This is a genomic window from Microcoleus sp. FACHB-SPT15, from assembly GCF_014849525.1.
GTDB classification, from domain to species: domain Bacteria; phylum Cyanobacteriota; class Cyanobacteriia; order Cyanobacteriales; family Coleofasciculaceae; genus Symplocastrum; species Symplocastrum torsivum.
Genome location: NZ_JACJNU010000062.1, coordinates 417,485 through 437,508 on the forward strand (window position 1 = coordinate 417,485; position 20,024 = coordinate 437,508).

At 44.6% G+C, this 20,024-nt stretch carries 21 protein-coding genes; 12 read left to right on the top strand and 9 right to left on the bottom strand.

Translation table 11 applies throughout. The features are described 5' to 3' along the window. Positions 1–188: 188 nt before the first annotated feature. The 4 genes from H6F98_RS26250 (at position 189) to H6F98_RS26265 (ending at position 3,873) form a co-directional block, all read left to right on the top strand. Positions 189–1,247, top strand: coding sequence for a class I SAM-dependent methyltransferase (locus tag H6F98_RS26250; RefSeq protein ID WP_192221647.1), 1,059 nt, complete (start codon positions 189–191; stop codon positions 1,245–1,247). Between the two features lie 110 nt (positions 1,248–1,357). Further along, on the top strand, positions 1,358–2,254 hold the full coding sequence (locus H6F98_RS26255) for a ferritin-like domain-containing protein (RefSeq protein ID WP_192221648.1): 897 nt from the start codon (positions 1,358–1,360) through the stop codon (positions 2,252–2,254). 292 nt (positions 2,255–2,546) lie between these two features. Continuing rightward, positions 2,547–3,050, top strand: a complete 504-nt coding sequence (locus tag H6F98_RS26260; protein WP_192221649.1) for a YbjN domain-containing protein — start codon at positions 2,547–2,549, stop codon at positions 3,048–3,050. A 40-nt stretch (positions 3,051–3,090) separates the two neighbouring features. Then, entirely contained in the window at positions 3,091–3,873 is a 783-nt protein-coding gene (locus tag H6F98_RS26265) for a lipoate--protein ligase family protein (protein WP_192221650.1), read from the top strand. A 14-nt stretch (positions 3,874–3,887) separates the two neighbouring features. Here H6F98_RS26265 and H6F98_RS26270 read toward each other — a convergent pair whose 3' ends face one another. After that, positions 3,888–5,087 carry a site-2 protease family protein gene (locus H6F98_RS26270; protein ID WP_192221651.1) on the bottom strand — a complete coding sequence of 400 codons (1,200 nt, stop codon included), beginning with the start codon at positions 5,085–5,087 and terminating at the stop codon, positions 3,888–3,890. Positions 5,088–5,511: 424 nt separating this feature from the next. Then, entirely contained in the window at positions 5,512–5,823 is a 312-nt protein-coding gene (gene psaK / locus H6F98_RS26275) for a photosystem I reaction center subunit PsaK (RefSeq protein ID WP_313929947.1), read from the bottom strand. Between the two features lie 209 nt (positions 5,824–6,032). On the opposite strand from psaK, the gene H6F98_RS26280 reads away from it, so the two are divergent. Continuing rightward, positions 6,033–6,686, top strand: coding sequence for a phosphoribosylanthranilate isomerase (locus tag H6F98_RS26280; RefSeq protein ID WP_192221653.1), 654 nt, complete (start codon positions 6,033–6,035; stop codon positions 6,684–6,686). A gap of 107 nt (positions 6,687–6,793) precedes the next feature. Here H6F98_RS26280 and H6F98_RS26285 read toward each other — a convergent pair whose 3' ends face one another. The 3 genes from H6F98_RS26285 to H6F98_RS26295 all read right to left on the bottom strand — a co-directional run bounded on the left by H6F98_RS26285 (position 6,794) and on the right by H6F98_RS26295 (position 11,923). Further along, entirely contained in the window at positions 6,794–8,266 is a 1,473-nt protein-coding gene (locus tag H6F98_RS26285) for a heme peroxidase family protein (protein ID WP_192221654.1), read from the bottom strand. A gap of 322 nt (positions 8,267–8,588) precedes the next feature. Beyond that, on the bottom strand, positions 8,589–10,094 hold the full coding sequence (locus tag H6F98_RS26290) for a nucleoside hydrolase-like domain-containing protein (protein WP_192221655.1): 1,506 nt from the start codon (positions 10,092–10,094) through the stop codon (positions 8,589–8,591). A gap of 86 nt (positions 10,095–10,180) precedes the next feature. Then, positions 10,181–11,923, bottom strand: coding sequence for an ABC transporter permease (locus tag H6F98_RS26295; protein WP_192221656.1), 1,743 nt, complete (start codon positions 11,921–11,923; stop codon positions 10,181–10,183). Positions 11,924–12,117: 194 nt separating this feature from the next. On the opposite strand from H6F98_RS26295, the gene H6F98_RS26300 reads away from it, so the two are divergent. From H6F98_RS26300 to H6F98_RS26310, 3 genes are all read left to right on the top strand, one after another. Continuing rightward, positions 12,118–12,435 (top strand): RNA-binding protein, encoded by a 318-nt coding sequence (locus H6F98_RS26300; protein WP_192221657.1) that lies wholly within the window; start codon positions 12,118–12,120, stop codon positions 12,433–12,435. A gap of 130 nt (positions 12,436–12,565) precedes the next feature. Further along, entirely contained in the window at positions 12,566–12,760 is a 195-nt protein-coding gene (rpsU, locus tag H6F98_RS26305) for a 30S ribosomal protein S21 (protein WP_192221658.1), read from the top strand. An 87-nt stretch (positions 12,761–12,847) separates the two neighbouring features. Further along, positions 12,848–13,420, top strand: coding sequence for a hypothetical protein (locus H6F98_RS26310; RefSeq protein WP_242058702.1), 573 nt, complete (start codon positions 12,848–12,850; stop codon positions 13,418–13,420). On the opposite strand, the gene H6F98_RS26315 is transcribed toward H6F98_RS26310, so the two are convergent. The 4 genes from H6F98_RS26315 to H6F98_RS26330 all read right to left on the bottom strand — a co-directional run bounded on the left by H6F98_RS26315 (position 13,356) and on the right by H6F98_RS26330 (position 16,271). Next, positions 13,356–14,111 (bottom strand): phosphonate ABC transporter ATP-binding protein, encoded by a 756-nt coding sequence (locus H6F98_RS26315; protein WP_192221659.1) that lies wholly within the window; start codon positions 14,109–14,111, stop codon positions 13,356–13,358. The two genes, H6F98_RS26310 and H6F98_RS26315, sit on opposite strands and share 65 nt — an antisense overlap. 8 nt (positions 14,112–14,119) lie before the next feature. Beyond that, entirely contained in the window at positions 14,120–14,572 is a 453-nt protein-coding gene (locus H6F98_RS26320; protein ID WP_192221660.1) for an N-acetyltransferase, read from the bottom strand. Positions 14,573–14,593: 21 nt separating this feature from the next. Then, entirely contained in the window at positions 14,594–15,508 is a 915-nt protein-coding gene (locus H6F98_RS26325) for a putative selenate ABC transporter substrate-binding protein (RefSeq protein WP_192221661.1), read from the bottom strand. 295 nt (positions 15,509–15,803) lie between these two features. Continuing rightward, the gene (locus tag H6F98_RS26330) at positions 15,804–16,271 is read right to left on the bottom strand and encodes a Spy/CpxP family protein refolding chaperone (protein WP_192221662.1); all 468 of its coding nucleotides are present in this window, start codon (positions 16,269–16,271) and stop codon (positions 15,804–15,806) included. Between the two features lie 236 nt (positions 16,272–16,507). Between H6F98_RS26330 and H6F98_RS26335 the strand changes: the two genes are divergently transcribed. The 4 genes from H6F98_RS26335 (at position 16,508) to H6F98_RS26350 (ending at position 19,921) form a co-directional block, all read left to right on the top strand. Continuing rightward, entirely contained in the window at positions 16,508–17,707 is a 1,200-nt protein-coding gene (locus tag H6F98_RS26335; protein WP_192221663.1) for a sensor histidine kinase, read from the top strand. Further along, positions 17,704–18,369 carry a response regulator transcription factor gene (locus H6F98_RS26340; RefSeq protein WP_192221664.1) on the top strand — a complete coding sequence of 222 codons (666 nt, stop codon included), beginning with the start codon at positions 17,704–17,706 and terminating at the stop codon, positions 18,367–18,369. Before H6F98_RS26335 ends, H6F98_RS26340 begins: the two co-directional genes overlap by 4 nt. A gap of 197 nt (positions 18,370–18,566) precedes the next feature. Next, positions 18,567–18,785: a hypothetical protein gene (locus H6F98_RS26345; RefSeq protein ID WP_192221665.1), complete on the top strand. Its 219-nt coding sequence runs from the start codon at positions 18,567–18,569 to the stop codon at positions 18,783–18,785. A gap of 449 nt (positions 18,786–19,234) precedes the next feature. Then, on the top strand, positions 19,235–19,921 hold the full coding sequence (locus H6F98_RS26350) for a diguanylate cyclase (RefSeq protein ID WP_242058703.1): 687 nt from the start codon (positions 19,235–19,237) through the stop codon (positions 19,919–19,921). Positions 19,922–20,024 lie beyond the last annotated feature (103 nt).

Sequence of the window (20,024 nt, forward strand, 5' to 3'; positions counted from 1 at the left end):
GAGCAGTTAGCAACAAAAGATAACATTAGCCATCCCCAAGGGTGGTTTTTTTATGAGTGTTTCAGCGCCTCTATATCTTCTGTATCTCTTACCAACTCTACCTTTTGGTCAGGAATTATTTCTCATCTATTCGTTACAATTATTCATATACTACATAGCAATGGATTAAAAAGAGTCAAGCAATCCCCATGTCTGACACCTTAACTCAGCTAGCTTATCAGACGTTTCAGCAGAGCAAAAGCGTGTTTGGTCTGGCACACAAGACCATTAGTTCGCAACTGCTGAATCTAATTTCTCCTCCTATTAATGAATTGAGGACGAACCCTATTGACCCGAAGCTTCTCTTAGAAATTCAGCAGCGGCTCAATCGGATTATCGAAACAGATTGGCAGGATGCACAACGGGGCGTTTACCCAGCCGCATTGCTGTTTGATAATCCTTGGGAAGATTTCTTTCGCTACTATCCAGCGTTGTGGCTCGATACGCCAACAATTTGGCAACGAGCTAATCAAAAGAAATATCAAGATTTCTCGCCAGGGATTGAGACGGAAGGCTATCCCAGCTACTACCTGCAAAACTTCCATCATCAGACTGATGGCTACTTAAGTGATATGTCTGCCAATCTGTATGATTTGCAGGTGGAAATTCTCTTTAATGGTTCCGCTGATGCGATGCGGCGGCGGGTTCTCGCTCCTTTAAAGGAAGGTCTGAAAGCTTTTAATTCACTGCCACAAAAGCAAATCAGGGTGCTGGATATTGCTTGTGGTACAGGTCGTACTCTGAAGTTTATTCGGGGAATGCTACCTCAAGTCTCACTATTTGGGATGGATTTATCGCCAGCTTATCTGCGTAAAGCCAACCAACTGTTGTCTGAGAATCCAGGCGAGTTGCCGCAACTGATTCAGGCGAATGCAGAGGATCTACCTTATCGGGATAACTATTTCCAGGGAGTTACTAGCGTTTTTCTATTTCATGAGTTGCCGCCTGCGGCGCGTCAGCATGTGATTGAGCAAGCTTTCCGAGTGACTCAACCGGGTGGAGTCTTCGTTATCTGTGACTCGATTCAGGCGATTGATTCTCCGGAAATGATGCCACTGATGGAAAACTTTCCTGCGATGTTCCATGAACCTTTCTACAGACATTACACAACTGATGATTTGGTAGAACGTCTGAAGCAAGTAGGCTTCCAGGATATTGCAACGGAAAACCACTTTATGAGTAAGTACTGGGTTGCTCATAAGCCTTAGTAGGGTGAATAAGGTAAAGCAACCGTATATCAGTCGAAGCGTGAGCTGTTTCATCAAAAAAATCTACGTTACGATTAGATAAACAACTTTACAAAACGACATATAAAGATATGACGGTTGCTTATCCCCGCAAACTGAATAAATCAATGGGTGCGCGTGACATCCTCAAGCAAGTGGTGAGCGATCGCGGCATTCATCTAATGACTCTCAACCGCTACCGCTACAGCGAACAACGCAGTTGTAAAGACCTGACAGATGTTATTGAACAGCTAAACGGACAACCACCAGAATTAGTACGTGATTTGTCTCATCACATCTCTGACGAATCGCGTCATGCGATGTGGTTGACTGACTTGTTAGTAGAGTTGGGAGAGGACGTAGGGACACCGCCTGGTTCTTCTTACATTGATGAATTTGATCGTCTTGTAGACAGAGAATTTTTTGACCCCCAGCGAAACCTAGAAGATGGCATCATTGCTGCATTAGCCGCGATTAATGTCACTGAAAAACGGGGTTGTGAGTATTTCTCGGCTCACATTCATGCTTTAAAAGAGGCACCACAAACGGAAGAAAACATCAAAATCCGTGAAACTATCGAACGGATTTTTCCAGAGGAAGCGGGTCATGTACGCTGGGGAAATCGCTGGTTAGCAGAACTGGCACGTAAAAGCCCGGAAAATCGTCAGAAAGTCGAACAGGCAAAGCGCAAGTACATCGCGATTGAACAAGCAGCCTTTGAATCCGGGATGGATATCATGCTAGGTGCCGAACTGCGTCGAGTGGGCAAACTTTTGGATATTGCCGAGACAATGCCATTGTGGCAACGTCCGCAGTACCTGATGGATCGATTACCACACACTTTACTCGCCCCAGACTTGCAAATGACTCGGATTGATCTCGCTGGGCGCGTCTTCAAAAATCCTCAAATGTTCATGGAAAAGCTTGTGCCGATGCTCTTGGCAAGCCTTAATGGGGAAAACAACAAGAAACAGAAGGTTACGGCTTAGAGGGGAGGTAGTAGGTGGTAGGTAGTAGGTGGTAGAAAAAGTCAGTTCATCACCTACCCCCTAGCTCTTGAGAAAGGTGGTAGGTTTGATGGAAAGTTAGTTCATCACCTAACACCTACCACCTCACACCTAACGTGAGACTAAGTAAGGAAGACTAGAAAAGGCGATCGCCTCTTAACCTCTAAAACTTGATTAGAGAAACCACTACATATCAAGATACATACCAAGAAGGACACCCACAGGCGATACTGAGTCTTGAGCAAATCCCAAGAGGAGGGAAAAACAAACCGCCATGACTACCCAACAGCCAAATCCTGAAACGGTTTCTACTGAAAGCTTTTCAACAGCAGATATAGTTAGCAATGAGCTAATCGAGGATTCCGCTACTGTGAATCATGTGGAGATTATTGAAACCGTTATCTCCAGCCTAGACCAGGAAGACACCGCTATGGTGAGCCAAAGTGAAGAAGGTCACCTATGGAAGTTCAGGTACGGTAGCGTTGAAGTGTTTGTGCAACTCACTGGTTCTACGGATGATGATACATTCACCGTTTGGTCTTCGGTGCTTCCGTTACCTGCCAAGAATGAACCACAGTTGATGCGTAAGCTTCTAGAAATGAACTGGTCTGATACGTTTGAATCCAGTTTCGGCATTGTCGATAATCAAGTTGTCGTGTTGAGTTCGCGAACCGTAGCCGAACTTTCTGCTGGAGAAATTTCTCGTGCAATTACTGTAGTTGCAACAATTGCCGATGACAATGACGATGCTTTGCAAGCTGAATTTGGTGCAGCATAAAGCTTAGTTTGAGATTGGGGATTAGGGATTGGAAGATTAGATGAATCAAAATAACTTAATCCAAAATCCCCACTCAACTTGGCGTTTGATTCCACTAATACGGGCATCTGGACAGCTTCAGATGGCAATTGACCAGTGGCTACTGGAGCAACACCAGGCAGGGACGCATCCGCCAGCGTTGCGATTTTACACCTGGGAATCACCCACAATCTCACTGGGATATCATCAACGACGTTGGTCAGAATCTTGGCAGCAACTAACTTGGCAAGAAAAGCCGATACAGTTGGTGCGGCGCCCCACTGGGGGGCGGGCAGTGTTGCACCAAGGAGATTTAACCTATATGGTGGTGATGTCAGGGCTGACTCGCAAGCGTCTCGATGCTTATTGGGCAATTTGTGAGTTTTTGATTCAAGGTTGGCGATCGCTTGGTATTGAGTTGCACTATGGTTCAGAAGGACGAGGGTACATACACAATCCCAACTGTTTTGGTACAGCTACAGGTGCAGATTTGGTAACGGCTGAGAATTATAAGTTAATTGGTAGCGCCCAATTGCGACGTGGCAACGCGATTTTACAACATGGCTCAATGCGCCTAGAGCCAGATAGTCAGTTATTTAAGCAAGTATTTGGGGAAGAGGCACTACCACCGATTCATCTACCAATTGCTGAACGGGGAGATGTTTTAATTCAAAGGGTTGTAGATGCGCTGGCTAACGCCGCCATTGCTTGTTTTGGCGTTCAGTTGGTAAAGAAGCCGTTATTGGATGAGGAGTGGCAAGCCATCTTGGCACAACCGAGTTTAGAGGTTGGTTCACCCAAGTAAGAATCTAATATTGTTTACTGACCTGTAGCTTGCGCTATCGCAGGTAGTTGTAATCCCTGAGGATAGGTTCCTTCAGCTTTAACACGCTTAATTTCAGCTTCTGGAATTGGTAAGTTCAGTTTCTTCGCCACGGCACGCACAATGTCGCCTCGGTCAATCACACCAGCAACGGTTCCTGCGGGGGAAAGGACAGTCAGGCGATTGGTCTGATGCGCCTCTAAGCGGTTAATCACCTCGACCAGAGGAGTTTTCTCCTCAACTGAGACGATTTCTGATAAAGGGCGAACAATACTTTCAAGAGTCTGGGTTTCCCAGAGGCTACGTTCTACAAACTGTAAATCTTCAATTGCTACTAGACCACGATAACGCCCATCAGATGAGGCATAGTAAGGCATCGGGGTCTGGAGGTCTGCCAGGATGTACTCGTCAGCGAAGGAGCGTAGTGTCTGATTGGCATCTACAATCCGAAACTCACGGGTCATGGCATCTGAGGCGGAAAGTTGGAGTAAGGCTTCTTGCAACGTTGAGATGCGGTCGTAGGCGTTGGCATTACGGAACACAAACCCACCAATGAAAGCAATCCAAATTGCTCCTAACTCCCTTGTCCAAAGAGCAAGTCCTAGACCAAATGCGATCGCTAAACCTCCCAACACTTTACCTGTCAAAGCTGCCCAGTGGACACCCTTAAAGCGGTTACCCGTCAGCTTCCACACTACCGCTTTCAAAACTTGTCCCCCATCCAGAGGCAGACCGGGAATTAAGTTGAATAGTGCCAAAATCAGGTTAATGTTAGCGAGGTTGGACGTTAAGACCTCTGCCACACTATTACTGGGTAGCACTTGCGCTAGCACAGTAAATAACCCAAATAGCAGCAAACTTACACCTGGTCCTGCGATCGCAACTTGTAATGCTCCCTCTGGAGTCTTGGATTCGCGATCAATGGAAGCCACTCCACCAAAGAGAAATAGAGTAATTGAGTTAACTTTAATGCCTTGCGATCGCGCTGCTAAACTATGACCGAGTTCATGCAAGAGAACTGAACCGAACAACAACAGCGCCATGACTAACCCAGCACTCGAAGCCAAAGCTAATCCGAAGGAAGGGTAAAAGTTCAACGCATGGATAATTGTGATTAACACTAAGATTAGAAACCAGGATGGGTCTAAAAATAGTGGGATTCCAAATAAAGAGCCAATTCGCCAACTTGCTTGCATGACTATTCTTCTCCCTCTCTTCTAGGCTTGACCAAAAAAGCTATCAGCATTTAGCATTCAGCTAGAGTACAAGCCCCAGCGTAAACGGCAAAAAAAGAACAAATCTTTACCTAGAAGGTGGCACTTGCGATAAGCAGCAAGGTATTCTTACCCACTCCTATACTTATAAACATGGGGGAAAGCTTATAGCGGTTCTCAAATAAGTGGAATACATTCTACCCTTTGCCCTCTGCCCTTTGCCTTCTGCCTTAAAGCCAACTACTTTGTACCTCAGCAAATAGAGAAACGCTATAAGTTCTCCAAGCTGAGCGTTAATACCAGCATAGATGATGCTTCTGACCAAAAATTTAGACGCCCAGTTTGAGTCGCTAGTGGCTCAAATCGAGCGTCTCTTGGAGATCGTTATCCTTTCTGGGTATTGTCTTTATGTAATGAGACCAATATTAGTCAGCCCCAGAATAGCACCAACCCCTAATAGATGACCGATGCTTGCGCCCGCTATTAGTTCAGGCGCACCAAAGTTCTTACCCAAAAATGGCTCCAGCAAAGGCAGGGCAGGGCCTTTTCCTTTGTTGCGGATACCAACTTTGGCAATGATAATACCAAGGATGACGCAAATATTCATGACGAGCGAACCGCTCCAGCTCCACGTACTCGTGTCAGCGACGGTCGGCTGCACTGCTGCCAATAAAATTGAATTAATTAAGTCAATCAAGTTTTCTTCTCCTTTTGTCACGAAGAACATTAATAGAGTAATTGAAGACTACCGAGAAAAGTGAATTATCCCTTCTTCCTTGGGAATGATTGCAGTTTACACTCCTTACATTTAAGGGCATTATAAAAAGCTCTAAGGGAAAAGTTGACAACTTGTTTGAAGAATTAACACTTTTACGAGTTATTTTGATACAAAGCTATACAATTCACAAAAACTGAGAACTGTAGACAATGCGGGTCAAAATTTGTGGTATTACCAAACCAGATCAAGGTCAGGCGATCGCACAACTAGGAGCAACAGCCTTAGGATTCATCTGTGTGCAAGCTTCTCCCCGTTATGTAACGCCGGGGCAAATTCGGGCAATCGTAGAGGCATTGCTTGTAGAGGTTGATCGAATTGGCGTGTTTGCTGATGCCACGATTGAAGACATCACTCAGATTGTTGCTGAAGCGGGTTTGAGTGCTGTGCAATTACACGGCAGTGAATCACCAGAATTTTGTCAAAGGCTGCGAGAGTCTCTCCCAGAAGTGGAAATTCTTAAAGCGCTCAGAGTGAAGACACCAGAGTGTTTAAGCCACTCGAATACTTACGTCAGTTGTGTGGATACGCTGCTACTAGACGCTTATCATCCTCAAAGGTTGGGAGGTACGGGTAAAACCTTAGATTGGGTAACGCTGCGGCAATTTCGTCCCGATTGCCCGTGGTTACTAGCTGGCGGCTTAACACCGGATAATATTTTAGAGGCTCTGAGCGGGTTGCAACCGAATGGGGTAGATTTATCAAGTGGTGTAGAGCGATCGCCTGGAGATAAAGATTTAGATAAAGTTGCTCAGCTATTCGAGAAAGTACGCTCTACGTTAGTCCTGTCCGAACCACTTTGCTAAGGATTCACTGGCATTCACCACATTTCATGGTAGGGGGTACAGTTGTACCTCCCTACAGTAGATGCTCGTAACCCTTTTTCAATCATCACAAGTAAAGTGGTAGTGGCTTAGCCAATGGGATTAATGTCATCCACAAATCTCAGCAAATCTGCCATCGTAAATGTTCCGGCTTTCTCAGCAGGCAGTGTTGGCTTCCAATCTGGATTCCGCGCCAAGAATGAACTGCTATCTGCTTGCAGTAAACCAACAAAAACCTCAGCTACAATCCGGCTTCCCACTTGTCCTAAACGCTTTCCTTGACCTTGAATTTGTGCTTCCTTAAGGATGTAGTACCAGAGCGGTGATTCAATATCAAACTTATGCTTCTTAGCAACCTTTCCATCGGGACCTTGAGCAATCTTTGACTTAGCCAACGGCTTGAATCCCATGAACTTCGCGATACTTTGACCGGATGGCAAGCCAACACTGCGACCACGTTGCAAGTTCCTGACAGCCAGTGAATTTGGTTTTGGAACATTCGGCAAATTCTTCAGTGGGTCAACCAGGAACGGGTCTAGTTCACGACTGAACCCAACTGGCACCTTAGGGTCTATTTCAAAAAATCTTCTCCAATCAATAATCCAGTCACTAGGAATGGGAACACTGGTAAACTCGCCTTGTGGGCCTGATTTGGCAGTGAAATTAAATAGTAGTTCCAACGAAGCAGGTACGACTCCACCAGGACGAGGTGTAAAAACTCGGTTGTAGTCATAAATCGCACGAATCATACTATGACCGAGGCGATAAGCCGCTACAGAAAACTCAATCGGAATAAACGGCTCTTTCTCAAATTTGTAAAAGCGTCTACCTCCATTTAGAACTTGGTCTAGTTGCTCATTATCCAGAATGCGGCGCAAAAAGTCATGAAGTACAATCCACTGATAATGCCAAATTACCAAGTCTCTGGCTTCTTCAAACGCTGACTTGCGAATAGGAGATTCTTGTTGGATGCTACCATCCCGAATTCCTGCAACTATCTTGTTGTGAAACTTGAGAAAAGCTAAGTGAAGTTGTGCAACTATCAAGTTTTCGTCATTGCGTGGGTCACCAATAATTGCTAGACCACTTTGGGCACGCGGGAGGTCGTTAGGAAGTTTTGTGGGAACATTGGGGTCTCCTCCTGAAGGCTGTTCGTTTGTGTTCCCAATCAAAAACAGTTCCGGGTCAGAGAGTTGATAGAGATAGGGTTGTACACTCGGACCACTTCCATAGAGACTATCTAGGTCGAGCATCGGCGTGCGAAAGTTTCTCACCGCCAACGGGTCAACAATGATTTCTTGTAGAGCTGTAGTGTCGAATGTGATGTCATGATCGATGAATTGACCGAGGTAGGTGTACCCGGCTGGGACGTTTTTATTGTCACCCTTTGGAGACTCAGGGTTTGCATCATTCATCGCGTCTCCCAAGTCCTCCAAAGCGTCCAAGGAGGGAGTCAAGGCACGAAGTTCTGGAAACATCCTGCCAAACTTTCCGGTTTGAGCAAATTGACCAGGAGGGCAATTCTCCCCTGTACGAGGGCTAAAGCCATGAAATCTAACCATGTTTGTTGCCTTATTTTGTAAGTTAGTGTTTAAGTGTTTTTTACAGAAAAAAGACTTTGGATAAACAGCTTCTTGTAACCAAACTCTCGATTTAAGTGAGAATGTTGGCTTTAAAAAATTATTTATCCGCCTTGTTAAACTTCCTGTAGGAACACTGCAACCTACAAACTAGCTGTTACTGATTCCGGAAGAAAATTATTGAAAACTTTATCAAATTAACTCCAAAGTTTTACAATCTGCTTCAGTAGAGCAAGCTACGCCTCATTTTTTATTAAGAACAACTTCCTAAAGACAGTTTGTAAATGATTATGAAGCAGCCGACTCATCTGATGGTATAGACAATCCTTCGATAGCTTACTAACGATGGGTTTCCATTATCTTGAACTTCAAGAAGGATATGGATAGTTTGCCCTACAGCATTCGGCGCAACAAAGCTTGCCTTACTAGAGTTTGAATTACTAACTTCAAGATTGCCGCTGTAAGTTCCTGGTTTCTTGTATTGAAACCAATTGTAAGACAGTGAATCTCCATCAGGATCGCTAGAGCCAGTAGCACTCAAGGTTACTGTCTGACCCGGTGAGATATTTTGGAGAATAACATTTTTAGAAAGCTCACCATTGAAAGCAGCGATAGGATTATGATTAGCTTCAGCATAACTCTTGGTCTGCCAATCCATTCGAGCTGCAAAATCGTTTTGAAATTGCTTGCGCCATTGAGGAATTGAGCTTTCTATCCGCCGACCCCACATATCAAGACCTGAAGGGTCTGTAATATCTTCATACCATTGAGAGCCATTTGCTGTATTTAGCTGGTATCGCCCTCCCCAACTCCCCCAATCCGGTCTTTCTGAGTCATTCAAGCCATTAGGGATTAGGTGCAAGAATGTTGGGCTATCCCCCTCTTTTACTCCGACTACATCGCCTGTATAGTTTGGGTATTTAGCACCTAATTCTCCGTGATTATTACGGATGTTTGTCTCTACCCAATTACTATCTTTGTAGTTGTGATCGGGTTCATTAGGGGTATGAATTTGGTTGAAAGTTATACCACTGGCAATGATTTTAATATCCTTGTGATTCGTTTGAATATAATTAGGGAACGTTGTATCTTGTTTGTCGATGTCATAAAGTCTTATCTTACTTTTCATTGCCGCAATCTCCGTTTTGCTATGCCCGGAATGTTCAATTCGATAAAGGGCTTGTGCAAGCGGATAAGTTCCTCCCCAAGCTAGAAACCAAATTGGGCGAGGGTCATTTTTTTCCAAACTTGAAACAATTAGATTGGAAGCCTCTGAGTCCTTAGGTTGTGCGACCCACTCCGGTCCCGATGGTGTATTTCCTTCCCCAATCCAATCCCCAATATTTGATTCGTAACCATAGGTATAAAACTTCAATCCGTGATTTCCCGTCTTGGTCACGCTTTCTAGATAAGCCTTTGTAGGAAAGTCTGAACTATGTAAAATTAAATTGCTATGAACAGTTCCATAAGCATTTAGCAAGCTTTCCATAATTGCCATACTAGCGGCAACACTGTTAGGTCTTCCGGGTCTGTAGAGAGGTGTAACTGTAATCCCTTCAATGTCAAATTCGTTAGCATAGCTGAGAAAGCGAATCATTGATTGCTGATCATCAGCGTCATCTCCAATATCTGTCATCACTACAACGCGAGTTTTTGTAGCTGTTTCGTTAGTTGCAATGCTTATGGGAAGCTTTTGAGGGTTGAGGATAACCGCAAACAAGAAAGCGATCGCGCCAGTAAAAACAAGCCAGATAACCCAGTCTTTTCTACGTCTTCGGAGTCTATAAAAAAAACTTTTTAGTACTCGCATCTAGGGATTATCCTCAAAAATCTCTCAACTGCTCTATTAAAATCGAGATTTTCTGCTTTGTCGAAGTGAGGACAGGCTTGTTACTACTACCTTAATGTCCGTCGCACTGAGGCACTGATTAGGTCTACGAGGAAGGTAAGGGCAATAAAAACGATTAAAGTTGTTAGCAGTCCTTTGTAGTCAAAGCTACTTAGTTGCTCTGTCAGTAGACGACCTAATCCTCCAGCCCCCACTAAGCCAACAATTACGGTAGCGCGGATGCAGACTTCCCAACGATAGAGAATGTACGCAATAAAGCGAGGCAAGGTGAGGGGTAAGACGCTGTACAGGAAGACTTGAGGACTTGTTGCACCTAAGGCTTTAAGCGATCGCATTGGGCGTTCATCTAAATTTTCCGTCACTTCCGCCATCAGACGCCCTAGAATGCCTAGATTGTGCAAACCGAGTGCGATCGCTCCGGGTAGAATTCCTGGAAATAAGACAAATAGGAAGATTAACGCCCAAATTGGTTCAGGAACCGCACGAACAAAAAGCAGTAGGAATCGGGTACATACCAAAACACTGGTTCCCCACCAGCGATTTAGATCTCCCCTGAAAAAGGAGGGTTGGGCAGATTTGCCACGGTCAAAAATTCCTCCTGGTAAAAGGAAGTTACTTGCGGCAGGAAAAGAAAGCAAGATGCCCCCTAAGCCTGCTACTGCCATTGCCAGAATAGACATTGCCAACGTCTGCAATGACAAGGTGAACAGTTGGCTTAGCTGGCTACCATCCGGTGGAAACGCATCCTGAACGACTCCCGCTAACAGTTGGGCGGTTCGTGATGCCCAAAGCTTGGAATAGTCAGCTTGAACATACCAGAAGGAGAAGAGAATTAAAACAATGCCACCCAAAAATGAACCCTTTACGACTGGATCAGTTTGGGAAACTGGGTTTTTGCGTTCTTGAAGATTGAGGACATTCAAATCTAGGCGACTAGGTGCCCCTAAACGGCGGCGCAGCATCGCACTCCAGAAATCAGTGATGCCACTTAATAGAATTAGAGCAATCAAAAACGTCCACATCTGCTCATAGCGTAGAGACTGGAGGCTGAGGAAAAGTTCATAACCGAGTCCACCCGCACCGATGATGCCAAGAACGGCGGCTGAACGAATGGAACACTCAAACCGATAGAAACTGTAGGAGAGGAGATTGAGAAAGGCTTGCGGAATTAGGCTGTAGATAAAGGCATTGAGCGGTGGAACGCCGCTGTTGAGGTGTGCGAGTAAGGCTTGGCGAGGTGTTTCATCTAAAATCTCTGAGAAGACTTTGGCAGTGATGGCACCAAAGGGAATTGCGATCGCTAAAATTGCGACAAGTGGGTCAAGTCCAAAGATGTTGACGAAAAACAATGCCCAAATCAGTTCATGAATTGCTCTAGGAATTGCTAAAACGGCTCGTACCACCAACCAATAAGTAGGAGTGCGATATGTCGTGCCCCGACTCACAGCTAAGACAGACTGCCACCACACCTCAGACGAGAGAACACCACCGACCAAACCGATAAGTACACTCAAAGCTGTACCACACACAGCGTAAGCGAGTGTCTTGAGGGATGCCTCCAGTGTCAGCTTCAGTAATTCTGCACTCAGTTCAGGATGAATAGCCGCAGCAAGAAAACGTAGGACAAGTGTCCAGCCCCCTTGGTTAATCAAATCCCCCTGAAATAAACCTGCTGTGTGCAATGACCAGACAAGAGAGGCTACTAATACTAAGCTCCACAAGCTTCTAACGTTGAGGAGTGAGGGGCGATGAGGGAGAGGATATGATAGATGATTTAGATTTCGTCTCATATCACATCCAAAAACACTCGCTCACGTCCATCGATCTAGCCTATAGCTCCTATGCCTTCTTTCTCCCACCCTACCTCTCCTTGGTGTGTTAATATGTCCAGGGAAGCTTAAATTCGGCTGCGTAGTTTGCTCTTTAGCATTGACAAGCCTCTCTCCGAATCTAGTTCTCTACACCCTCTGATTTGGAGACATTTATGTCAATTTACGTCGGGAACCTCTCCTATGAGGTCAGCCAAGAAGATCTCAGCCAGGTCTTTGCAGAGTACGGAACTGTGAGTCGGGTTCAACTACCCACAGACCGCGAAACTGGGAGAGTCCGAGGTTTTGCATTTGTCGAAATGGCATCAGAGGCAGAAGAAGCGGCTGCAATTGAGGCACTTGATGGTGCTGAATGGATGGGGCGTGATCTGAAGGTAAATAAGGCTAAGCCTCGCGAAGATAGAAAACCATCTGGTGGTGGCGGTGGTAACTGGGGCAACAACAATAGAACGTCTCGGCGCAACTACAACTAAGAGTCTTGAGACTAAAAATTTAGCTCTGAGGTCTAAAGGGCAGGCTCCGAGTCTGTCCTTTTTTATACACCGGCTTACTGGATTACTCAGTACAAAAAACGCTACTAACTAAGACAATGGAGGAAAACAGATGACCCAAGTAATTCTTGGCGAAAATGAAGGAATTGAGTCAGCTCTTCGTCGATTTAAGCGACAAGTTTCTAGAGCAGGAATTTTTCCCGACATGAGGAAGCATCGCCACTTTGAAACGCCTCTTGAAAAACGCAAGCGCAAACTAATTGCAAGGCACAAGCAATCTAAGAGACATTCCCGCTCTAAATGGTAAACGAGATGAAAGGCTATTTGGCTCAAGCTCTTCAGTAGTTATAAAAAGAGTCACTTAGCATATGTTTTTCCAAAAGGTCCAGTAACCATGACTCCAGAAGCGATACGCATTATCTCTCAGCTAAGGCGTGAGTTCTACTCTCTATTTGCCGCAGCGATGGAAGTACCAGTGAACGTTACTAACGGTAGTTCATCCACTGGTAATCCTCCAATGGCATCTTGGATAGATGACCAGCAACGACTGAATTATTTGCGTATTTATGTTCACACTGCACCTGATCAATTAATCCCTGAGCGTCCTTTTATTCTTCGGTTATCTCTTAATAAAGGTGGCGGTGTGGCTACAGCTACGAAGTGGAGAAGAGACCATCAAGGACTTAATCAGGATTGGCACTTTGAGTTAACCCTTCTCCCGGAGGAGATTCTAGACTTTTTGCCTTGGCTAGTCAGCTTGGTTAAATCCCATGACCAAGGTTCTGCCTTATTTGCCCAGGAACCTCCTCATCCGTTTTATCCCAAAATTTCTGATGAGCCTTTGTCTAATGATAGTTGGACTCAGAAAGCACATCAGGAAAGCCGTAACGGTGAGTTTAGTTTTATCTCGAAAGATGATATAACTCTTCAATCATCGAGTCTGACAGGGCTTCAGCAGGTGTATTAAACAAAATGCGTCCCTGTCGCAGACCGATAATGCGTTGGTAATGGCTACGAGCAAACTCGATCGCGTGAAGGCTGGTAACCAACGTCTTGCCTGTGTCCTGACTTAGTTGGCGCAATATGTCCATAATCTCACGGCTGCGTTCTGGATCGAGGCTGGATATCGGTTCATCAGCAAGGATAGCTGTAGGATTTTGGACAAGGACACGCGCGATCGCAACTCGTTGCTGTTGACCACCAGAAAGCTTATCAGTGCGCTCATACAGCTTTTCGGGAATTCCAACCTGTGCCAACGCTTTGAAAGCCGTTTCAACATCCATTGGAACCATGAGTGAGGCAGCAGCTTTCAGAAACGACCAACGACCGAGGTGTCCAGCATTCACATTGTGAATCACCCGCAAATTATCGACTAAATGAAATTGCTGGTAAACTGTCCCAATCTGCCGTTGGACTTGGCGCAGCACCTTTGGGCGAAGCTGAGCAAGGTTGCGACCGAGTACCCAAACTTCGCCCTGTGTTGGTAATAGTGTACCGTTGAGCAAACTAATCAGGGTGCTTTTCCCTGCCCCACTAGAACCAACCAGTGCAACGCGATCGCCTGCTTGAATTTGCAAATTTATATCAACTAACGACTGAAAACTCCCAAATTGTTGTGTAACGTTTTTCAGTTCAAAGATGGGTAAACTTGAGTTCATTTCACCACTCAGGTTGCTATCCATTTGGTCATCAAATAGCTATCCTGAGCTTCAAAACCCACCTTCCGATAAAAGTTTTGGGCGGCGGTATTTTCCCGCTCAACTTCTAAATGAAGGACTTTTATTTCGAGAGAGGGAGAAACTTCTTCTACAAACTCTATAGCTCTTTTGCCTATTCCTTGCCCTTGATAACTCTCGCGGATGTAGATTTCATCAATAACGGCTTCACGCCCTCGGTATTCCAAACTATAGCCAAACGTTAGGACAATATATCCGATTGCTTGGCTATTGTGTTGGACTAACCACACTCTCCCTAGAGAGTCATCGCGCACAATCTTTTCCAAGGCAACACGAATACTAGAGTCATCAAATGGATGCTGATCGACCTCACAGAACTCCCGGATGAACTCCATCAGGATTTCTATATCAGACATCTCTGCTCGTTTGAAGCTTGTCTCCATTTAACACTCTCAGATTAGCAATTACTTAATCTTGCCAATTTTTCGCCCAATCTCTTCAATTTGAGTATAGTTGGAATTTTGAGTGGTAATAAACTTCTTCGCCTCAAACAGATCGAGAATTTCCTTGTGTTCTGGCACACTAGGGTCTAGTTTCAAAAAAGCATCCTGCACTTTCTTGATAAAATACTTTCCGTATGAATCTGTGACATCTGGATTAATTACCCAATGGTAATCGTAATAGGCAGGTGATCGCCAAATCACATCCACTTTACTTAGGTCTACTTCTTTGGTAGCAACTCGCTTCTGCCAAACTTTTTCATTCACAGCCCCCACTTCGTAGGTGCCAGCTTCAACCAGTTTGATTGTCTTATCATGATCGCCAGAAAAGCCGGGTTGACCTTTGAAGTCTTCCAGTTTGACACCAGCTTGTTCCAGGAAGTATTGCGGCATTAGACGCCCAGAAGTGGAAGACTCACTGCCAAAGGTAAAGGTACGATCTTTAAGCTGCTGGAGTTCGGTAGTATCTTTAATTGGGGTTAGCCCACTTTGCTTGTTAGCAATGAAGAGGCTGTGGAATTGCTCATCGACATCCCGCTGTGCGATCGCGTCTGCACCTGGCACTTGTAACCGTGCCTGAACACCCGTTAATCCCCCAAACCAAACCAACTGCAAATCGCCAACTTTAAAGGCAGTCACGGCTGCGGCATAGTCAGTTACTGGCTTATATTCCACTGGGACACCCAGTTCCTTCTCCAGATAGCTTGCTAGCTTTTCGTATTGTCGCTGCAACTTTTGTGGGTCTTGGTCTGGAATCGCACCCATAACTAGGGGTTTTGCTTCGGTTTTACCTGTTGTTGAAGTTTCCCTTGGTTGCGGCGAACAAGCTACCAGTGGCAACAACAAAATCAACAGACTCGACCACAATGCTTTTTTCATTACAGACTTTCAATCTCATTTTCATCTACTGCTTCAACCTATGCTATAGCAATCAGCAGTCAGCTTTCAGCGGTCAGCTTTTGGTCAAATCGGCTCTAGCTCAGGAACGCAAACTCCTGCTAATGTCCTAACATTTATGGCGACAGCTATACAAGCGATCTGAGCCTGTAAATAGAACTAATACCAAGTTGCGTTCAAATGTAGTAGAGATCAAGAGTAGGGGAAAAGGGAAAGGCTGGTTTCCCTTTAACCTTTGTCCCATGAGTGCGTATCACTTTCTTAAATGCATGACAGATTAATTAGTGTTACTGTTTCGCTGCTGACGCCGCTCTTGGATGTTTTGCTGCAACTGTTCCTGTTGTTGTGGAGTTAGAATAGCTTGAATCTCGGTTCTTGCAGACTTTCTGATCTCTCGCATTTGAGCTATCTGAGTGTCAGAGAGATTCACTGCCTCGCGAGCGGCTCGGGATGCTTCTCGTTGCTGCTGTCGGTTGTTCTGTCTGAGGGTTTTTAGTTGCTCCTGTTGCTCTGGTGTGAGGAGTGCTTCAATTTGCGATCGCTTCTCCCGCCGAATTTGAGCAATTTTGTCTTGTTGTTCCTGGGTAAGGTCTAGTCCTGCATACCGACCTTGACCTTGACGTTGTGCTTGCGCTAGTAAGGGTTGCTCAGAAGTGTTGGCATCGGCTTTGAGAACGAAGGGAGTAGCAACAAGGGCGAGTGCAGCGGCTCCACCAACTAACATAGGCATTAATTTGAGTTTCATCTGTAATCTCCTGTAAGAGCCTTTGTTCGATGTCATCATCATAGAAATTTCAACCGTCAGACCACATGCCCAAAAAGTCATGTTCTACATCATGACTATAGTCATGGGTTAAAAGACAACCCATTAGTCTAATGTTGTCCACGACCCTAGATTTACCTCCTTATAGAGTTAAACGATTAACCATCAAACAATTATTAGCTGAAATTTTTATCCTAAATAAAACCGAAGAGTTCCTGATGAGCCGACCTATACAAATCCACAACCATCCATTTCCGTTTCTGCTCTATCTAGAGTGGATACTACTGGCTGTTGCTGCTCTCTCTGAAGTTTCACCTTACCCGTTTCGTAGAATTCCTCGGTTGCCACTGTTAACATTTTTAAGTATTGCCGCCTATGGGGCAATTGGTTTGAGACTACCGACAGGGAAGCAGATTTCCAAGCTACTATACACTTGCCTGGAAATCCTTTTAATTTCAGTAACCACATTTGCAGGAGGAATGCGGCTCTTTCCATTCCCTTACATTGTGCTTGTCATTCGCAGTTGTTTAATCTTTCAATTGCCAGGGCGTTTAGTCGTTACAAGTTTATCATTTTCTTTATTTTTATTAACACTGTTACGCTGGTTTCAAAACTTCCCTGCACGCCCCGTTCTGCAAAATCGATTGCGTTTTTTTCTCTTGAGCTATGCACTTTTATTCGGCTTAAGTTTAGCCTTTGTGCTGCTATTAATGAATGCTCTACTGACTGAGCGCCAGAGTCGAGAAAAACTTGTAAGTGCTAATGAGCAACTTAGGGAGTATGCACTACGCATTGAAGACCAAGCAACGCTGCAAGAGCGCAATCGCATTGCTCGTGATATTCATGACTCTCTAGGACATTCCCTGACAGCGTTGAATCTTCAGTTAGAAACTGCTCTAAAACTATGGTCAGTTGACCCTGCTAAAGCAACTAAATTTTTGGTACAAGCGAAGAAATTAGGCTCAACGGCACTGCAAGATGTTCGTCAATCTGTTTCGGCAATGCGTTCTAACCCATTGCAAGGCAATTCTTTTGAAGAAGCGATCGCTTCCCTAACCGAAGAGTTTCATTCCTCAACTGGCATCTCACCCGCTTTTATTATGCTCTTGGGACGTCCCCTCCCTACCGAAGTGACAACAGCGGTTTACCGAATTGTGCAGGAAGCACTGACTAATATCTCTAAATACAGTCAGGCAACCCAAGTGAAAATTCGGCTAGAGGCAACACCGACTGATTTGCAGCTAACGGTTCAGGACAATGGCAAAGGGTTTAATTTAGACGAAAATACCACAGGGTTTGGACTCCAAAGTATGCGCGATCGCACTCTAGCTTTAGGAGGTCAATTTAAAATTGATGCCGCACCCGATGCGGGTTGCTGCATTACAGCTACGATTCCTTTACCCCGTGTGCTGCAATGATTCACATATTGTTAGTTGATGATCAAAGTCTCATCCGTCAAGGATTAAAAGCCTTGTTGGAATTAGAGACAGATTTGCAAGTCGTGGGAGAAGCGGAAAATGGGCAAACGGCTATTCAACTAATTGAGACATTACAAGCTACTTCTCGTCTACCGGATGTCGTGCTAATGGATGTTCGGATGCCTGTTATGGATGGGGTAGCCGCAACACGAGAGATTACAAAACGGTTTGCAGGGACAAAAATTTTAGTGCTAACGACGTTTGATGATGATGAATATGTAGCCGCCGCGTTACGTCATGGGGCGATGGGATATTTGCTCAAAGACACACCCTCAGAAGAGTTAGCTGCTGCAATTCGAGCGATTCATAAGGGTTACACTCAGCTAGCACCGGGATTAGTTGAGAAAATTATTGCAAAAGTGCCAACTGCCTCGCCAGTACCACCACCAGGTTTGGATGACTTGACACCTAGAGAACAGGATGTTTTGCAGCTAATTGCCAAGGGAGCGAGTAATCGGGAAATTGCTCAGTCTTTATATATTTCTGAAGGAACGGTCAAAAATCACGTAACGAATATTTTGACTCGGTTGAATTTACGCGATCGCACTCAAGCAGCAATTTTTGCTCATTCTTTTTTGCCACAGAGTGATGATTTTAAGTAGTTAAGCGGGATTAATTATAACTACGACTCTTCCTACCTCGATTTTTGGTCAAATTTCTTTACATACTGTCTGTTGTCGTGACATACATCACAGATAAAGTTGGCTTCGTGTCACTTTTATTGCCACTTTGGGATCACAGAATCATCTTCAGGAAGACCTCATATTAAGAGTAGAAAAAACTTACTTTGGAAAATACTATGTCAGCTCAAGTATTTCCACAAAAATTTCGTTCTACCAAAGTTAGTATTGAGGAACTCGTTGCCCAAATTTTAATGCATCGTAGAATTACATACACCGATCAGCAACTGTTGAGATTTGCCTTACTCAGTGATGAAACACTGAATGAACAAGAGCGGACACTAATTGATCGGGTGTTTTACGGCGTTCGGCATGGGTTGTTGAGCATCGTCGATTAAATCAGGGCAAACTCGTCTGATTGAAGTTTTGAGCGCAGGACTCAGTTTACCCTCGATTAAAAACCCTAGCCGATCTAGCTACGCTATGGCTAGAGTAGGCACCCCTCTGGAGTTGATAAAAATTCTTGCCGACAGAAAAGCGATCGCCAAATAATGCAACAGACTCTTTCTTTGAGGTTTTGCATCTATTGACCTAATTCCGAAGCAAGTTAATACTTATCAATAAATATTCTAATAACTACATCCTTATTGTTATAAAAAACAAGGAAAATATAAGTAGATAAATAAGGTTACTAAGTCAACAAATCTGACACATCCATTCTAGATCTTCAGAGAACGTGATAAAAACTACTATGAATAGACATTTATGCCCTTGCTGTTCCCACCCTTTACTTCGTCATGTCTCCTACAAGAGAACCTACTGGTTTTGTAGCCAATGTCACCAAGAGATGCCAGACATAGAAAATATTTCAGAAACTCAAGCGTCTTCACAACATTGGAATAGTCAATTTCTTCCTGAATATCATCCACCTTTAGGCGGATGGCAGCAAAGTACAGAACTAAATTGTTCCTTTGAAGTGAGTAGAGAGTTGCAGCATCTAACTTTCTTGGATTGCCTGACTCAGGTTGCAAAGCGTCGTTGTTTTGAAGCTTATCTTGAGCAAGAGTGGCAACGTATGGCGCAGGAGCAAGCACCTTTATCTGTAGTTCTTTGTGACCTCGACTTTTTTAACGTTTATAACGATACCTACGGTCACCAAGCTAGTGATAGATGTTTACAGAAAGTTGCCCAAATGATTCTCAAAGCCGCTAGGCATCCTGCGGACTTAGTCGCACGTTATGGTTTTGAGGAATTCATTATCATTCTGCCGCAGACAAAAGCTGAAGGGGCTGTCCAAGTAGCAGAAGAAATTCGTCAGGGAGTGAAAGCATTACAAATTCCAACAAATCCTTCAGCTAGCCAATATCTCACCACGAGTTTCGGAGTAGCTAGCATTATTCCTAGCTATGAGTATTCTCCAAAGATGCTAATTACTGCGGCTGAACAAGCACTGCATCAGGCAAAAGAACAGGGAGGCGATGCTGTTAATTCTTGGAGTGCAGCCCGAAAATCAGGGGTAGTACCAATTTCCTAAAACCTTGGCTCATCTGTGTGGGCATTTGAGTTGATAGAAAATTTTTCCCTTAGATATGTAGCAAACATTAACCCCCAACAAACACCGATATAGTGTTGATTGG

Bases quoted from the DNA above. Each gene is read 5' to 3' on its own strand.
- H6F98_RS26280 (WP_192221653.1), top strand. From the start codon at position 6,033: ATGCGGGTCAAAATTTGTGGTATTACCAAACCAGATCAAGGTCAGGCG.
- H6F98_RS26345 (WP_192221665.1), top strand. From the start codon at position 18,567: ATGTCAGCTCAAGTATTTCCACAAAAATTTCGTTCTACCAAAGTTAGT.
- H6F98_RS26325 (WP_192221661.1), bottom strand. From the start codon at position 15,508: ATGAAAAAAGCATTGTGGTCGAGTCTGTTGATTTTGTTGTTGCCACTG.
- H6F98_RS26330 (WP_192221662.1), bottom strand. From the start codon at position 16,271: ATGAAACTCAAATTAATGCCTATGTTAGTTGGTGGAGCCGCTGCACTC.
- H6F98_RS26295 (WP_192221656.1), bottom strand. From the start codon at position 11,923: ATGAGACGAAATCTAAATCATCTATCATATCCTCTCCCTCATCGCCCC.
- H6F98_RS26250 (WP_192221647.1), top strand. From the start codon at position 189: ATGTCTGACACCTTAACTCAGCTAGCTTATCAGACGTTTCAGCAGAGC.
- H6F98_RS26290 (WP_192221655.1), bottom strand. From the start codon at position 10,094: ATGCGAGTACTAAAAAGTTTTTTTTATAGACTCCGAAGACGTAGAAAA.
- H6F98_RS26340 (WP_192221664.1), top strand. From the start codon at position 17,704: ATGATTCACATATTGTTAGTTGATGATCAAAGTCTCATCCGTCAAGGA.
- H6F98_RS26350 (WP_242058703.1), top strand. From the start codon at position 19,235: ATGCCAGACATAGAAAATATTTCAGAAACTCAAGCGTCTTCACAACAT.
- H6F98_RS26315 (WP_192221659.1), bottom strand. From the start codon at position 14,111: ATGAACTCAAGTTTACCCATCTTTGAACTGAAAAACGTTACACAACAA.
- H6F98_RS26335 (WP_192221663.1), top strand. From the start codon at position 16,508: ATGAGCCGACCTATACAAATCCACAACCATCCATTTCCGTTTCTGCTC.
- H6F98_RS26320 (WP_192221660.1), bottom strand. From the start codon at position 14,572: ATGGAGACAAGCTTCAAACGAGCAGAGATGTCTGATATAGAAATCCTG.
- H6F98_RS26260 (WP_192221649.1), top strand. From the start codon at position 2,547: ATGACTACCCAACAGCCAAATCCTGAAACGGTTTCTACTGAAAGCTTT.
- rpsU (WP_192221658.1), top strand. From the start codon at position 12,566: ATGACCCAAGTAATTCTTGGCGAAAATGAAGGAATTGAGTCAGCTCTT.
- H6F98_RS26285 (WP_192221654.1), bottom strand. From the start codon at position 8,266: ATGGTTAGATTTCATGGCTTTAGCCCTCGTACAGGGGAGAATTGCCCT.
- H6F98_RS26270 (WP_192221651.1), bottom strand. From the start codon at position 5,087: ATGCAAGCAAGTTGGCGAATTGGCTCTTTATTTGGAATCCCACTATTT.
- H6F98_RS26300 (WP_192221657.1), top strand. From the start codon at position 12,118: ATGTCAATTTACGTCGGGAACCTCTCCTATGAGGTCAGCCAAGAAGAT.
- H6F98_RS26310 (WP_242058702.1), top strand. From the start codon at position 12,848: ATGACTCCAGAAGCGATACGCATTATCTCTCAGCTAAGGCGTGAGTTC.
- H6F98_RS26265 (WP_192221650.1), top strand. From the start codon at position 3,091: ATGAATCAAAATAACTTAATCCAAAATCCCCACTCAACTTGGCGTTTG.
- H6F98_RS26255 (WP_192221648.1), top strand. From the start codon at position 1,358: ATGACGGTTGCTTATCCCCGCAAACTGAATAAATCAATGGGTGCGCGT.